The 14,767-nt window shown below is 65.3% G+C and carries 14 protein-coding genes and 2 tRNA genes; 11 read left to right on the top strand and 5 right to left on the bottom strand.

Features of this window, described 5'->3' with window-relative positions; genetic code table 11:
* The first annotated feature begins 2 nt into the window (after positions 1 to 2).
* From AB0J29_RS15320 to AB0J29_RS15360, 9 genes are all read left to right on the top strand, one after another.
* Entirely contained in the window at positions 3 to 929 is a 927-nt protein-coding gene (locus AB0J29_RS15320) for a DUF3105 domain-containing protein (protein ID WP_364785305.1), read from the top strand.
* Positions 930 to 1,658: a DUF305 domain-containing protein gene (locus tag AB0J29_RS15325; protein WP_364785308.1), complete on the top strand. Its 729-nt coding sequence runs from the start codon at positions 930 to 932 to the stop codon at positions 1,656 to 1,658.
* Between the two features lie 128 nt (positions 1,659 to 1,786).
* Positions 1,787 to 1,862 (top strand) — tRNA-Arg (locus tag AB0J29_RS15330).
* Between the two features lie 426 nt (positions 1,863 to 2,288).
* The gene (locus tag AB0J29_RS15335; RefSeq protein ID WP_364785311.1) at positions 2,289 to 2,546 is read left to right on the top strand and encodes a hypothetical protein; all 258 of its coding nucleotides are present in this window, start codon (positions 2,289 to 2,291) and stop codon (positions 2,544 to 2,546) included.
* Positions 2,543 to 2,971, top strand: coding sequence for a TA system VapC family ribonuclease toxin (locus AB0J29_RS15340; RefSeq protein ID WP_364785314.1), 429 nt, complete (start codon positions 2,543 to 2,545; stop codon positions 2,969 to 2,971). The genes AB0J29_RS15335 and AB0J29_RS15340 overlap by 4 nt, the downstream gene beginning before the upstream one ends.
* A 253-nt stretch (positions 2,972 to 3,224) precedes the next feature.
* A complete protein-coding gene (locus tag AB0J29_RS15345) occupies positions 3,225 to 4,625 on the top strand; it encodes a metallophosphoesterase (protein ID WP_364785317.1) in 1,401 nt (466 codons plus the stop codon).
* Between the two features lie 126 nt (positions 4,626 to 4,751).
* On the top strand, positions 4,752 to 5,771 hold the full coding sequence (locus AB0J29_RS15350; protein WP_364785320.1) for an iron ABC transporter substrate-binding protein: 1,020 nt from the start codon (positions 4,752 to 4,754) through the stop codon (positions 5,769 to 5,771).
* Between the two features lie 2 nt (positions 5,772 to 5,773).
* Positions 5,774 to 7,327, top strand: coding sequence for an iron ABC transporter permease (locus AB0J29_RS15355; RefSeq protein ID WP_364785323.1), 1,554 nt, complete (start codon positions 5,774 to 5,776; stop codon positions 7,325 to 7,327).
* Positions 7,324 to 8,373, top strand: a complete 1,050-nt coding sequence (locus AB0J29_RS15360) for an ABC transporter ATP-binding protein (protein ID WP_364785326.1) — start codon at positions 7,324 to 7,326, stop codon at positions 8,371 to 8,373. Before AB0J29_RS15355 ends, AB0J29_RS15360 begins: the two co-directional genes overlap by 4 nt.
* Before the next feature lie 68 nt (positions 8,374 to 8,441).
* Here the strand turns inward: AB0J29_RS15360 and AB0J29_RS15365 are convergent.
* Positions 8,442 to 8,513 (bottom strand) — tRNA-Cys (locus AB0J29_RS15365).
* Positions 8,514 to 8,681: 168 nt separating this feature from the next.
* On the opposite strand from AB0J29_RS15365, the gene AB0J29_RS15370 reads away from it, so the two are divergent.
* Together AB0J29_RS15370 and AB0J29_RS15375 are read left to right on the top strand one after the other, a co-directional pair.
* Positions 8,682 to 9,242, top strand: coding sequence for a MarR family transcriptional regulator (locus AB0J29_RS15370; protein WP_364785329.1), 561 nt, complete (start codon positions 8,682 to 8,684; stop codon positions 9,240 to 9,242).
* A 116-nt stretch (positions 9,243 to 9,358) separates the two neighbouring features.
* Positions 9,359 to 10,417 carry an Hsp70 family protein gene (locus AB0J29_RS15375; RefSeq protein ID WP_364785332.1) on the top strand — a complete coding sequence of 353 codons (1,059 nt, stop codon included), beginning with the start codon at positions 9,359 to 9,361 and terminating at the stop codon, positions 10,415 to 10,417.
* Between the two features lie 385 nt (positions 10,418 to 10,802).
* Here the strand turns inward: AB0J29_RS15375 and AB0J29_RS15380 are convergent, their stop codons facing one another.
* The 4 genes from AB0J29_RS15380 to AB0J29_RS15395 are packed head-to-tail and all read right to left on the bottom strand — an operon-like array spanning position 10,803 to position 14,744.
* A complete protein-coding gene (locus AB0J29_RS15380) occupies positions 10,803 to 11,630 on the bottom strand; it encodes an enoyl-CoA hydratase (protein ID WP_364785335.1) in 828 nt (275 codons plus the stop codon).
* Between the two features lie 2 nt (positions 11,631 to 11,632).
* Positions 11,633 to 12,526: a 3-hydroxyisobutyrate dehydrogenase gene (gene mmsB, locus AB0J29_RS15385; RefSeq protein WP_364785338.1), complete on the bottom strand. Its 894-nt coding sequence runs from the start codon at positions 12,524 to 12,526 to the stop codon at positions 11,633 to 11,635.
* The gene (locus AB0J29_RS15390) at positions 12,526 to 13,608 is read right to left on the bottom strand and encodes an enoyl-CoA hydratase/isomerase family protein (RefSeq protein WP_364785341.1); all 1,083 of its coding nucleotides are present in this window, start codon (positions 13,606 to 13,608) and stop codon (positions 12,526 to 12,528) included. The genes mmsB and AB0J29_RS15390 overlap by 1 nt, the downstream gene beginning before the upstream one ends.
* Positions 13,605 to 14,744, bottom strand: a complete 1,140-nt coding sequence (locus AB0J29_RS15395; RefSeq protein ID WP_364785344.1) for an acyl-CoA dehydrogenase family protein — start codon at positions 14,742 to 14,744, stop codon at positions 13,605 to 13,607. Before AB0J29_RS15395 ends, AB0J29_RS15390 begins: the two co-directional genes overlap by 4 nt.
* Positions 14,745 to 14,767 lie beyond the last annotated feature (23 nt).

The following is a 14,767-nucleotide window of genomic DNA, read 5'->3' on the forward strand; positions in this document are numbered from 1 at the left end:
CTATGCCGAGCAGCACGAGCGCCAAATCGGCCAAGGCCGTCCGGGCCGCGGGCAAGGTCGCACCGTCGCGGAAAAAAGGCGGCGGCCAGGTCCCAGTGGGCAAAGGTCCGTTGAAGAAGCGCCAGATCCCCTGGTTGGTCATCGGAGCCGCCGTGGTGATCATCGCATTGATCGGTGCGCTCGCGTTCAGCCTGGTACCGAAGTATCGAGACAAAGCCGAACTCGAGAAATTCACACCGAGCGCGCAGCAGAAGGATCCGTCGGATCAGATCGCCGGAGTGGTCAAGAAGGACTATCCGGCCGGACTGCATGTCTCGGGCACGCAGCGCGTCGCGTATGACCAGACCCCGCCGTTCGGTGGGCCGCACGATCAGGTCTGGGCGAACTGCATGGGTGTGGTCTACAGCAAACCGATCCGGCTGGAGAACGCGGTGCATGCACTCGAGCACGGTGCGGTGTGGATCGCCTACAACCCCGACAAGGTCGACCCGGCGGGCATCGACACACTCGCGCAGAAGGTCGAAGGTAAGCCGTTCACGTTGATGTCGCCGTTCCCCGGTCTGACATCGCCGATAACGCTGCAATCCTGGGGGCATCAGCTGAAGCTGGACAGCGCCGACGACAAGCGGATCAACCAGTTCATCACCGCCTTGCGCGAGAACGTGTACGCCTACCCCGAGGTGGGCGCGAGCTGCTCGAATCCGGCGTTCGACGCGAACAACCCGACGCCGTACGACCCGACGCCGCCCGGACCGGATGCGGTGCCGATGGACGGTAAGGGCTTGACCCAGGACACGACCGAACTCGGCGGCGCCGCGGGTGGTCTGCCCGGTATGCCGAATATTCCGGGTATGCCGAACATTCCGGGTGTGCCGAATATCCCCGGTGTGCCCACGGGAATTCCGACCCAGCCGATGAAAGGTCAGTAGATGCCCGTGGACACCGAGATCGAGATCGAGCCGGACGTGGCAGGCGATTCCGCGGGTTTGGGTGCGCAGGTGCGGCGGCAGCGCACACCGCTGCTGGTGCTCGGCGCGATCGGCATCCTGCTGATCGGTTTCGCCGTCGGCGTGCTGGCCCGGCTGCCGCTGGACAGCAATGCTGAACCCGATCCCAGCGCGGTCGATATCGGATTCAGCCAGGACATGTCGGCGCACCATGCGCAGGCCGTCGAAATGGCCGGTATCGCGCTCATCGGTTCCACCGACAACGAGGTGCGCAGGCTGGCCTACGACATTCTGACCACCCAGCAGGGGCAGATCGGCCGGTTGCAGGGCTGGCTGCAGATGTGGGGTAAGCCGAATCAGAATGTCGACGGCTATATGGGCTGGATGACCGAACAGTCGGGCCATTCACATTCCGGCGCCGACCACACCATGTCCTCCGGCCCTTCGGCTGCCATGCCGGGCATGGCCACCACCGCGGAGCTGACCGCGCTGCGCCAGGCCACCGGGCCTGCCCTGGACACGATGTTCCTGCAGCTGATGCTGCGCCACCACCAGGGCGGATTCTCGATGATCGAATACGGCGCCCAGCATGCCGAAACCACCGCGGTACGCACGCTGGCCGCCACCATGGCGACCACCCAGCAGGGCGAAGCCCAACTCATCACCACCATGCTGACCGCCCGCAACGCGACACCACTGCCGCTGAACTGATCCATCGCGTCGGGCCGGAGGATCGAAACTCCCCGGCCCGACGCACTTTTTGGCGGACGCCCCGCAATGCGATACGCTTGGCCCCGCCCGATCGGCCGCCTTACCCGGCACCGTTCGAGAACTATCCCGCCCTCGTAGCTCAGGGGATAGAGCGTCTGCCTCCGGAGCAGAAGGCCGCAGGTTCGAATCCTGCCGAGGGCACCATTCCGAATAAGCGTATGCGCAGGTCAAAGCGGGGCAGCAGACGAGAATGCCGAAGCGGCACTCGAGAAACCGTAGGTCGCGCGTCGCAGGTTCGAGCCCTAGGCGCTAGGTCTCAGCTAGCATCCCTGCCCACGGCCGAGCAGATACGGCGACTCGCAGCCGAACGTGCCACCACGAAGACCCTCCGCCGCATCATTGCTGAGCTGTCACTGGAACTCGAGCAAGCGAAAGACGCGCTCGCTGCCGCAACTCAGGTCGCGAGTTTGCCGCAGGAGCTCGGCCTACCGTGGTGGTAGCGGCGGACGAGGACGGACCGCATCCACTGATGCATTCCGCAGATCCACTGACAAGCCGCCCGAAAAGCCGTCGGGGCCCAGGCAATTCATTCAGCCCTGACCACTTCTACCGCAGTGCTAATATGCTTTTATGCGCACCACGATCGATCTGCCACCAGAGTTGATGCAGGCCGCGAAAATCGCTGCCGTCGAGCGTGGGATGAGCCTGAAGGATCTCTTCACCAAGGCGCTGACTCACGAGATCGGCGCGGGCACACCCGGCCGAAAGCACGGGCGCGTCACCTTCCCGCTGGTAAGCGCACCAGATGCAGAGCCGAAGACCTCTATCACCAACGCCGACATAGAAGCGGCGTTCGAGGCCGAGGACATCGAGAAGTACGCGCAATGACCTTGGTCGACGTCGGCGTCTGGCTTGCGGCGGTGTGGGGCAGGCACGTACATCACAAGATCGCGGCAGCATGGTTCGGCGAACAAACCGACAGCCTGCTCCTGTGCAGAGTTACCCAAACAGGTCTGCTCCGGCTGCTGTCCAACCCCGCGGTCATGGGAACCGATGTCTTGACGCGGAGCGCGGCGTGGCGAATCGTCGATCAGCTCAACAACGACGAACGAGTGCTCTGGGCGGAGGAACCCGCTGAGCTGGAAGCCGTGTTTCGTGCGTTCTCCGCCAGGGACGACAACAGCCACAAACTGTGGACCGACGACTACCTGGCCGCATTCGCACAAACCAGCAACGCCGCACTGGCGACACTCGACCGAAAGCTGGCAGCACGCTACCCGTCCGTCCAGGTCGTAACCCTCAACGCCGAGTAGACATCGACGCCAGAACTGATCGACATCTCCCGACGGGCGGAAGTGCAGGCGCCCTGCGCTGCCGGATTCTTTGGCGCACAACTGCGTCCACGAAACCTCGGCTGCCCCGAGGACTGCGGACATCTGCGTCGCCGCATTGATTCCGACGTGCTCATGCGCCAGCTACGGGAACCACCGAACACCTGCGGAAGGAAGAGGGGAAATGGCGGGTCTGCTCGGCGGAGTCGGGTGAGAACTGACGTAACCTCGTCGGATGACCTGCTGCGGACCGTCGCGCCGGACCTTCCTCAGCGCCATCGGGCTGGCCGCGCTGGCGAGCCTCGCGAATCCGAGTTCGGTTCGGGCCCAACCGAATCCGCTCTTCGCAACCGATCTGGAGGTCGTCACGGTCACCGACCGATCGGTGATTCTCACCTGGACGACGGTGGCCCCGGATCCGAGCGGTCGACTGCTGCCGGTCGACACGGACGCCGAAGTGCGCCTCGGTCCGGCCGATTCCACGCTGACCACCGTCTATGCCGATGATGAGCACACCCCGTTCCACTATGCGGAGATCGACGGCCTCGAACCGGGCCGCCCCTACCGATTCGAGGCATGGTCGAACGGCGTCCGCGCCATGCCCGCCCTCTCACTGACCACCAGCACTCCCGGAAGTCCGGAATCCACCGGCGAATTCACCACCCTGGCGCCGCCGCCGGGCCGCCCACTACGCACTATCGCGCTGGCCAATGACGTGCATTACGGCGAGCAGGTCAGCGGCCTGATCGTCGATAATCTGCCGCCGGGTTTCCGGCAGGAGCCCGGTCTGCCGCCCTATCCGGAGGTAATGCTGGCCGCCCTGCTCGATGATCTGCATCGCCCCGACCGCGCCGCCGATATCCTGCTCATCGCGGGCGATCTCACCGCCGAGGCGAAGCCGGAGGAATCGCGCTCGGTTCGTCGGCACCTGGACTCCTGGGGCGCACTGGGCCGCGACTACCTCGCCGTGCGTGGCAATCACGACCGCCCGCACATCGGCTCGGAATATCAGGGCTGCATCCCGGCACCCGCGGATCATGTCGATTGCTGGGCCCAGGAATTCCATCCGCGCCAGCAGCTGATCGAGCACGAGTCGGGCGGCCTGCGGCTGCTCGGTCTGGACACCAGCCAACTCGACGGTTCGGGCGGCAGCATCGAACGCCCGCAATTCGACCGGCTCAGCGAACTGCTGCACGCCGATCCGGACCGCCCGACGCTGATCTTCGGACATCACCCGGTGACCGTCGAATCCGGACTGACCAATACCGCCGGACCGGGTTTCGTCCTCGATCGCGGTGACAGCATCGAACTCCAGACGCTCTACGAACGCGCCCCCGGCGTATTCCTGCAGCACAGTGGCCACACCCACCGCAACCGCCGCACTCGTCCCGATACCGGCTGTGCGGTGGAATTCCTGGAGGTGGCCGCGGTCAAGGAGTATCCGGGCGGCTACAGCCTGCTGCGCCTGTACGAGGGCGGATACATGATCAACTTCTACAAGACCCGCACCGCCGCCGCCCGCCGCTGGAGCGCGACCACCAGAGGTGAATACTTCGGCCTGCTGCCGGATTACACGCTCGGTACCTTCACCGACCGCAATCACGTTGTGCTGCGGGACTTCTCGGGCCTGTCCTGACCGGCGAGCACGCTCACGTGCGCTGCGGCCGGACCGATACCAGCGCCGCACTTCGGACGCGGTATCTTGCTTAGGTAAGCCTCATCATATGAAGTGAACCCTTGCACGTGTCGGAAGGACTCGAACATGTCGATCAGATGGAAAGCGATTTCCGCGGCGCTGGCCGTCACTGTCGCGGCGCTCGGCGTGACGGCCTGTTCGAATTCCTCGGACGACAAGAACGAGATCACCGTCTACAACGCCCAGCACGAATCCCTGACCAAGGAATGGGCGGACGCATTCACCAAGGAGACCGGCATCAAGGTCACGCTGCGCCAGGGCGGTGACACCGCACTGGGCAACCAGCTGGTCGCCGAGGGCGCGGCCTCCCCCGCCGATGTCTTCCTCACCGAGAACTCCCCCGCCATGGCACTGGTGGAAAACGCCGGACTGTTCGCCGATGTCGATAAGCAGACGCTGGACCAGGTGCCAGCGCAGTTCCGCCCTTCCACCGGGAAGTGGACCGGAATCGCCGCCCGCTCAACGGTTTTCGTCTACAACAAAGACAAGATCGCGGCCGATCAGCTGCCCGCGTCGCTGCTCGATCTGGCGCAGCCGCAGTGGAAGGGCCGCTGGGGCGCCGGTGTTTCCGGCGCCGACTTCCAGGCCATTGTGGCGGCCCTGCTCGCGCTCAAAGGTGAGGACGCGACCAAGGCATGGCTCGAGGGCATGAAGGACAATGCCACCGCATTCCCGAACAATGTCGCCACTATGAAGGCGGTCGACTCCGGTCAGCCCGACGGCGGCGTGATCTACCACTACTACTGGTACCGCGATCAGGCCAATACCAAGGAGAGCAGCAGCCACACCGCGCTGCACTACTTCAAGAACCAGGATCCGGGCGCCTTCGTCTCGGTTTCCGGTGGCGGCGTGCTGAAGTCGAGCAAGAAGCAGGAGTCGGCGCAGCGGTTCCTGACCTTCATCACCTCGAAGGCCGGACAGGAGATCCTGCGCGACGGCACCTCGCTGGAGTACCCGGTCGCCAGTGATGTCGCGGCCAACCCGGCCCTGCCGCCGCTGGCCTCGCTGCAGGCGCCGGCCGTCGATCCGAGCAAGCTCGATGCCAAGAAGGTGACGGCGCTGATGACCGAGGCGGGTCTGCTCTAGTCATGGCCGTCCGGACCGCTGTCGCCGCACCCCGGGTCGGAAGACCCGGACCACTCGTCACGACCGTCGCGCTGCTGTTGGTGGCGGCGACGTTCGTGCCACTCGGCTACATCGTGTCCACCGTCTTCTCCACCGGCCTGGACGAGGCGGCGGACCTGGTATTCCGCCCGAGAGTCGGTGACCTGCTGCGCAATACGGCCGGGCTGGTGGTCATCACCGTCCCGATCTGCGTGGTACTCGGGGTCGGACTGGCCTGGGTGGTGGAGCGGACGAATGTGCCGGGTGCGGCGTGGTGGGGGCCGGTATTCGCGGCACCGCTCGCCGTGCCCGCGTTCGTGAACAGCTACGGCTGGGTCAGTGTCTTCCCGACCATGCACGGGCTGTGGGCGGGCGTGGTGATCTCCACCATGTCGTATTTCCCGCTGGTGTATCTGCCCGCAGCGGCGACACTGCGCCGTCTCGACCCGGCGGTGGAGGAATCGGCGCGTGCGCTGGGTTCCGGTCCGATCGCGGTCTTCACCCGAATAATCTTGCCGCAGTTGCGATTGGCGATTCTCGGCGGTGGACTGCTCATTTCGCTGCATCTGCTCGCCGAATACGGCGCATTCGTGATGATCCGCTTCGACACCTTCACGACCGCGATCTTCGAGCAGTACCAATCCAGCTTCGCCGGACCGGCGGGCAGCATGTTGGCGGGTGTGCTGGTGTTGTGCTGTCTGGTGCTGCTCGCGACCGAGGCGGGGGCACGCGGTAGGGCGCGTTACGCCAGGATCGGCAGCGGTGCGCCGCGGGCGGCCGTCCGGGTCGCGTTGGGGCCCAGCACGATTCCGGTTCTGCTCGCCCTCGCCGCGGTGGTCGTCGGCGCGATCGGCGTGCCGCTGTGGACCATCGTGCGCTGGCTGCGCATCGGCGGTGCGCGGGTCTGGGATTTCACCGAAATCGGCACGGCGCTCGGGCAGACCATCGCGCTCGCGGCGATGGCCGCGCTGCTCACCACGCTGTGCGCATTCCCGGTGGCCTGGATCGCGGTGCGCTCCACCTCGGCCTTCGCCCGAATTGTGGAGGGCGCCAACTACATTACGAGTTCACTGCCCGGCATCGTGATCGCGCTGGCCATGGTGACGGTCACGATTCGGTGGGCGCCACCGCTTTATCAGACGGTGAGCATGGTCGTGGCGGCCTATGTGTTGATGTTTCTACCGCGGGCGCTGGTCAGCGTGCGGGCCGGATTGGCGCAGGTGCCGGTCGGGCTGGAGGAAGTGTCGCGCTCGCTCGGTCAATCGGGGCCGGTCACCTTCCTGCGCGTCACGCTGCGCTTGACCGCGCCCGCCGCGGCCTCCGCAGCCGCGCTGGTATTCGTCGCGGTCGCGACCGAATTGACCGCAACATTGCTGTTGGCGCCCAGCGGAACGCGCACGCTCGCGATGCGCTTCTGGTCGCTGTCGGGCGAATTGGACTACGCCGCGGCCGCACCTTACGCGCTCATCATGATCGTCGCGGCGGTGCCGGTGACGTATCTGCTGTTCACCCAATCCAGGAAGGCGGCCGGGTTATGAGTCGGCTTGTCGTGGCAGACGTTTCGAAGGCATTCGGCCAGCACCAAGTCCTCGGCGGGATCAGTCTCGAAGTACCGAACGGCAGTTCGACCGCGGTGGTCGGCTCGTCGGGCTGCGGTAAGACCACGCTGCTGCGGGTGATCGCCGGATTCGAGACTCCTGACGCGGGTTCGGTCGCCATCGGCACGGAAACCGTGACCCGTGATCGGTTTTCGGTGCCACCACAGCGACGCAATGTCGGTTACGTCGCGCAAGACGGTGCACTGTTTCCGCATCTGACCGTCGGCCAGAATATCGCCTACGGCCTGCACAGCGGATTCGGCGGGCTGCGACGCGGCCGGAATCGGGTAAATGAATTGCTGGAGATGGTCTCGCTCGATCCGTCCTATGCCGACCGACGCCCCCATCAACTCTCCGGCGGCCAGCAGCAGCGCGTCGCACTCGCACGTGCTCTTGCCCGCAAACCGCGGTTGATGCTGCTGGACGAGCCGTTCAGCGCACTCGATGCCGGATTGCGGGCCACGACCAGGCAGGCCGTGGCCGAGACGCTGCGCGCCGCGGGCATGACCAGCATCCTGGTCACCCACGACCAAGAAGAGGCGCTCGGCTTCGCCGAACAGGTCGCGGTCATGCGCGAGGGGGTATTCACTCAGGTCGGCACGCCGGAAGAGGTTTACGCCGCGCCCACAGATCTGTTCACCGCCACATTCCTCGGTGATTGTGTGCTGCTCGATGCCGTGGTCGAGGGCGATGTGGCCAAATGCGCGCTCGGCCGGGTGCCGGTGCAGAAGTCCGCGCCGACCGGACCGTCGACCATCATGATTCGTCCGGAACAGCTTGTGGCGCAGGTAGTTTCGGATAGCGAACCGAATAGTGGAGTCGTGCGTGAGGTGGAGTTCCGCGGGGCCGATGTGATGCTGACGATCGCGTTGGGCGGCGATGGCGATCCGGTGCGAGTGCGCCGGGCCAGCGTCGCGGCGCCGGCCACGGGCGATCGCGTCCAGCTCGAAGTGCTCGGTAACGCTGTGGCCTTCGACGCGGCGTGAACCACGGACACCCGGCCCGGCGGTGGCGTATCGCGGGGCCGGGCACCCGTGGGGCGCCCCCTCATCGGAGCGAGCGGCGGGAATTGAACCCGCGTAAACGGCTTTGCAGACCGTTGCCTAAACCACTCAGCCACGCCCGCCTCGTGATGAATATTGCCGTCGCCGCATCGAATTGCCCATGGTTGCACTCACTGTGATCCGAACCGATGACCCCGGAACCTCGGCCACCGCTCCAGAATGCGACTTTGCGGCGCCCACCGATCGGGAGAAGATCCGCAGCGGCGGCCGAACATGGAATGATCGAGGTCATGTCGCGGCCACGTCCACTTCCGGTTGATCCGATCGAGGAGGCCCATCGTCAATGGGTCGGCCACGGCTGGGGCGATGTCGCCGACGGCATGGCGGCGGTGACCTCGCTGGTGCGGGCCCAGCAAATCGTGATGGCCCGGGTCGACGAGGCTCTCAAACCAACTGGTCTGACATTCTCTAGATATGAACTCCTCATGCTGCTTGCTTTCAGCAAGACGGGCGGACTCCCGATGGCGAAGGCCAGTGCGCGACTACAGGTGCACCCGACCAGCGTGACGAATACCGTCGATCGACTCGAGGCCGCGAAGCTCGTCGAGCGGGTGCCGCACCCCAGCGATCGGCGGGCCACGCTGATCGAAATCACCTCCGCTGGAAGGGAATTGGTCGCCATGGCGACCGAGGAACTGAATGCGAAGGTCTTCGCGGTTCCCGGTCTCCCGCCGGATCGGCTGCATACCCTGCTGCAGCTGCTCGCGGAATTCCGCCATGCCGCAGGCGACTTCGACACCGGCGATGAAGCGGCCCGATGGTCGGCGCATGGTAGTAGCGAAACATCCTGACCGGTCGGTCTTTACACCAACGTGGACGACTGCCGGATAACGGTCTGGCATCCAACTAGCGAATTCCCCGCCCGGTCGCCTTGGCAGCGGACCCGAAAGGGTCCACCATGGAGTCCATGGTGCTGGTCCTGGGTGTATCGGCGGGCGCGGGTGGTGCTCGCGCGATGCTGACGCATTCCGATCAGCCGCATCTCCCGCCGATTGATCGATGCCAGGTGCCGCGTCGGGCAGGTGGTGGGGTCGAGGAACCGGTCTTCGAAGCGATCCGTCAGATGCGCGCGGCTGCCGACCGGCGCGACGAGCTGATCACCGGAACCGCCGTGACCTGCCGCTGCCCGATGCACGCCGACGCCATCCGCACCACCGCGGGCCGCACCCGACTCACCATTGTCGACGAACCGCTGGCCCAGCTGCGCTACCTGCGCTTCACCGGCCGCCTGCCCACCACCGGCTCGGTAATCCTCTACGACCTCGGCAGCTCCGGCCTGACCGTCACCCACGCCGACTGCCGCACCGACACCATCCTGTCCAGTAAACGCAGCACCGTACTCGGCGGTGACGGCTACGACGCACTGCTGCGTTGGCAATTGGCCCGCGGCGGCGTACTCACCGACAATCTGACCAGCCGCAAGCACCGCGAAGAACTCAGCAGCGCACGGGTAATCACCGCCATGGACAGCAGTTCCGACGGGCGTGCCGTGGTCACCCGCAGTGACCTCGCCGAACTGTGCGCCGCGGGCATCCATCACTCCGCATCTTTCGTCCGCCAACTGATCGAGAAAACCGGCGTCCAACCGGAAGCACTGGTCTTGCTCGGCGGTTGCACGCGCAACCCCGATATCCGCGAAGAACTGTCCGAAATGATCGAACTCCCCGTCATCTACGACGAGGAGCCCGAATACGTTTCGGCCCGCGGCGCGGTTCTGCTCGCCGCGGAACGCCCCACCGGCCATGTGCGCATGGCACGCCTACGCAGCGGAGCACCGACCGATTCCGTGGTGCCGACCACCACCGGCCGCCGCAAACTCATTGCCGCCGTAGCGGTGACGATCGCCTTGGGCGCAACCATCGCCGGACTGCTCGCCGTGGACCACAGCGCCGCCCAATCACCGGGCGGTGTGCACGCTCCCACTCCCGTCGAAGTCGTAGGCATCCCAGCAACATCCTTCAACTGAACCGCCAATCGTCAGCACTCACGACCAGCCGGAGCCACACTCACGCATATCCAGTGGGCACTGCGCATGACGTACACAGCCTGTTGCCGAATTGACGTGTTTTGGCCGTGCCGCAAGTCATGGATCTCTATGGACGGCTGGGGCGCAATCATGCTCGCCGCCAGGTGATGTGGTCTGCCGCTGTAGGGATCTATCAGACCGAGCTGTACCGGTATACCGTCGACGGCACCGCGCCGGTCGGGTTCGCCACAGCGGGCGGATCTGTCGCAGTCGTTCCGGCGACGCCGCTGATCGAATTCACCGGCACCCGAATACACCGGTGCCCGGCCGAGATTCACTCGGCCGGGCACCGTGTTTGTTCGAATACCGCGGCGCTGGGGGCGCGTCAGTGGTTGGTGAACTTCGCCGGACGCTTCTCGACGAAGGCACTCATACCTTCCTTCTGATCGTCGATTGCGAAGAGCGAGTGGAAGACTCGGCGTTCGAAGCGCAGGCCCTCGGTGAGGGTGGTTTCGAAGGACCGGTTCACGGCTTCCTTGGCGATCATGGTGACCGGCAGCGACATCGAGGCGATCGTTTCGGCCACCTCGAGTGCGGTGTCGAGCAGTTCAGCGGCGGGCACGACGCGGGACACGAGGCCAGCGCGCTCGGCCTCATCGGCATCCATATTGCGGCCGGTGAGCACCAGATCCATGGCCTTGGCCTTGCCGATGGCGCGGGTCAGGCGCTGCGAGCCGCCGATGCCCGGAATGACACCGAGCTTGATTTCCGGCTGACCGAATTTCGCGTTATCGGCAGCGAGCAGAATGTCGCAGATCATGGCCAGCTCGCAGCCACCGCCGAGGGCATAACCGGCGACGGCGGCGATGGTCGGCTTGCGGAACTGCGCTAGGCGATCCCAGCGGGCGAAGTAGTCGTTCATGAACATGTCCATGTACGACTTGGGCTGCATCTCCTTGATATCGGCACCGGCCGCGAAGGCCCGTTCCGAACCAGTGATGACGATCGCTCCGATCGCGTCATCGTGCTCGAGTTCGTCGAGCGCGGCGATGATATCGTCGAGGACCTGCGCATTCAGCGCATTCAGCGCCTTCGGGCGGTTCAGCGTGATCCAGCCGACCCGCCCCTTGCGCTCCAACAGAATCGTCTCGAAGTCGGCCCCTCCCGTCACCCGGCCGCTACCCCGCACAGACTCATTTCGCGATGCGTCCATTTTCAGGCACCCTCTACGTCAGATCGGCTACGGATATCGGTGACGATAGCGGAGAAGTCCTTACCCGCCTGCGACTGGTTGAACCGGGTGTAGATCTCGGCGGCGAGCAGGCCGAGTTGGCCGTCGACGTCGTTATCGCGCAGCGCATTCGCGGCCAGGCCCAGGTCCTTGGTCATCAACGCGGTGGCGAAACCGGGCTGGTAGTCGTTGTTGGCCGGGCTGGTCGGCACCGGTCCGGGGACCGGACAGTAGCTGGTCAGCGCCCAGCTCTGGCCGGATGCGGTCGAGACCACATCGAAGAACGACTGGTGGCTCAGGCCCAGCTTCTCGCCGAGCACCAGGGCCTCGGACAGGCCGATCATCGAGATGCCGAGCAGCATGTTGTTGCAGATCTTCGCGGCCTGGCCGACGCCGGTGCCACCGCAGTGCACAACCTTGCCACCCATCACTTGGAGCACATCGAGCGCATCGGCGAAGTCGGCCGCATCGCCGCCGACCATGAAGGTCAGCGTGCCCGCGGCAGCGCCCGCGACACCACCGGAGACCGGGGCGTCCAGTGCGCGGTGGCCCGCATCGATGGCGCGGACCGCGGCCGCCTTGGCGTCGGCGACATCGATGGTGGAGCAGTCGATGAACAGGGTGCCCGGATTCGCGGCGGGGAGCAGTTCGGCGTAGACGTCGAGAACCAGCTTGCCGTTGGGCAGCATGGTGATCACGACATCGCGGCCCGCGGCGGCCGCGGTGGCCGAATCCACCACGGTGGCACCGTCTTTGCGTGCCTGCTCCTGTGCGGCGGGAACCGGATCGAAGGCGAGCACGTCATAGCCTGCCTCGACCAAGTTCGCGGCCATCGGCCCGCCCATATGGCCGAGGCCGAGGAAACCGATCTTCTTCATCACTTGCCTGCCTCCAAACCCAGTTCCTTATCGCCCAATTCGGCGAAGTACGCATCGACCTGCGCCGCGGTGACATCGGCGAGCGTCGCGGGCGACCACTGCGGGTTGCGGTCCTTATCGATCACCTGCGCGCGGATGCCCTCGACCAGATCGTGCGAAGCCAACGCCGCGATGGACACGCGATACTCTTCGTTGAGCACCGCCTCGAGGCTCTTCGCGGCCCGAGCCGCGCGCAGCGAACGCAACGTCACCTTCAGTGCCACCGGCGATTTGGCGAGCAGTTCGGTCGCGGCCTCGGCGGCCGCCGCCGAACCGTGCGTCCGCAGCCGATCGACGATCTCTTCGACGGTATCGGCGCGGTAGCAGGCATCGATCCAGTCCCGCTGGGCGAGGAGTTCGGATTCCGGTGCGTCCGTGGCGAATTTAGCGATGGCGATCTCGGCGGTCTCGGTCCGCAGCGTTTCCAGCAGCGCCGGAATATGCTCCGAGGCCACATAGTAATCGGCGAAACCCGTGGCAATGGCGTCCCCGGCGCGCATTCGCGCGGTGGTCAGTGCGACGTGGGTACCGATTTCGCCCGGCGTACGAGCGAGCAGGTAGGTGCCACCGACATCGGGGATGAAGCCGATGCCGACCTCCGGCATGCCGATCTTGGAGCGCTCGGTGACGATCCGATGGCTGCCGTGGCCGGAAAGACCGACTCCGCCGCCCATCACAATGCCGTCCATGACAACGACATACGGCTTCGGATGGCGGCCGATCAAGGCGTTCAGAATGTACTCGTCGCGCCAGAAGACGCCGGTGGCCGAATCCGCATTGGCGGCGCCGGCCGCCGCGGAACGATCGCGCAATGCGACCGCGTCGTTGTGGATGGCGACGATATCGCCGCCCGCGCAGAGCCCACGCTCCCCCGCGCCGGTGACGACGACGGTGCGCACCTCGTCGTCATCGGCCCACACGCGCAGTGCGTCGGAAATGGCAAGGGCCATTGGATGATTCAGCGCATTGATGGCCTTGGGCCGGTTCAGCGTGATCAGGCCGAGTCCGTCCCGCTTATCGATGAGAACTTCGGATTCGGTCATGCTGCTCCTACCACCGAGCGGGCGACGACCACCCGCATGATTTCGTTGGTGCCCTCCAGAATCTGGTGCACCCGCAGATCACGGACGATCTTCTCCACGCCGTATTCGGCCAGATATCCGTAACCGCCGTGCATCTGTAGCGCCTTGTTCGCGACCTCGAATCCGGCGTCGGTCGCGAAGCGCTTTGCCATGGCGCACAACTCGACCTTGTCGTCGGCATCGGCATCCAGTGCGGCCGCGGCCCGCCACAGCAGGGTCCGCGCCGCCTCCAGCGCGGTACGCATATCCGCGAGCTCGAATTGCAATGCCGGGTTATCCAGCAGCCGAGCGTTGAATGCTTTGCGCTGGGCCAGATACGTCACGGATTTCTCGAGCGCCGCCTGGCCGCCGCCCAGCGAGCAGGCGGCGATATTGAGTCGACCGCCATTGAGCCCGTTCATGGCGATGCGGAAGCCGTTGCCCTCGACGCCGAGCATATTGGCGGCAGGCACCCTGACGTTGTCCAGAATCACCTGACGAGTGGGCTGGGCATTCCAACCCATCTTCTTCTCATTGGCACCGAAGGAAATCCCCGGTGTTTCGGCTGGAACGATGAAGGCCGAAATCCCGCGCGCACCCGCATCGCCGGTGCGCGCCATGATGACGTACACATCCGTGCTACCCGCACCGGAGATGAATTGCTTTACCCCGGTGAGCAAGTAATCGTCACCGTCGCGAACCGCCTTGGTACTCAAGGCCGCCGCATCCGATCCGACACCCGGCTCGGTGAGCGCATAGCTGCCGAGCCATTCCATCGAGGCCAGCCGGGGCAGCCAATGGTCGCGCTGCTCGGCATTGCCGTAGCTATCGATCATCCACGAAACCATGTTGTGGATGGAGATATACGCCGCGATGGCGGGGCAGCCGGTGGCCAGCGCTTCGAAGATGCGCACGGCATCGAGCCTGCGCAGCCCGGAACCACCGACATCCTCGCCGACGTAGATCCCGCCCATGCCGAGCGAACCCGCCTTGCGCAGCACATCCACTGGAAAGTGCTTCTGCTCATCCCATTCCAGGGCGTTCGGGGCGAGGTATTCGTCGGCGAAGTCGCGCGCCATTTCGGCAATGGCGCGCTCGTCGTCATTCAGTGCGAACACGATCGTCGACCTCCCGTCGGTGG

It is taken from the genome of Nocardia sp. NPDC049707, from assembly GCF_040674855.1.
Taxonomy (GTDB): Bacteria; Actinomycetota; Actinomycetes; order Mycobacteriales; family Mycobacteriaceae; genus Nocardia.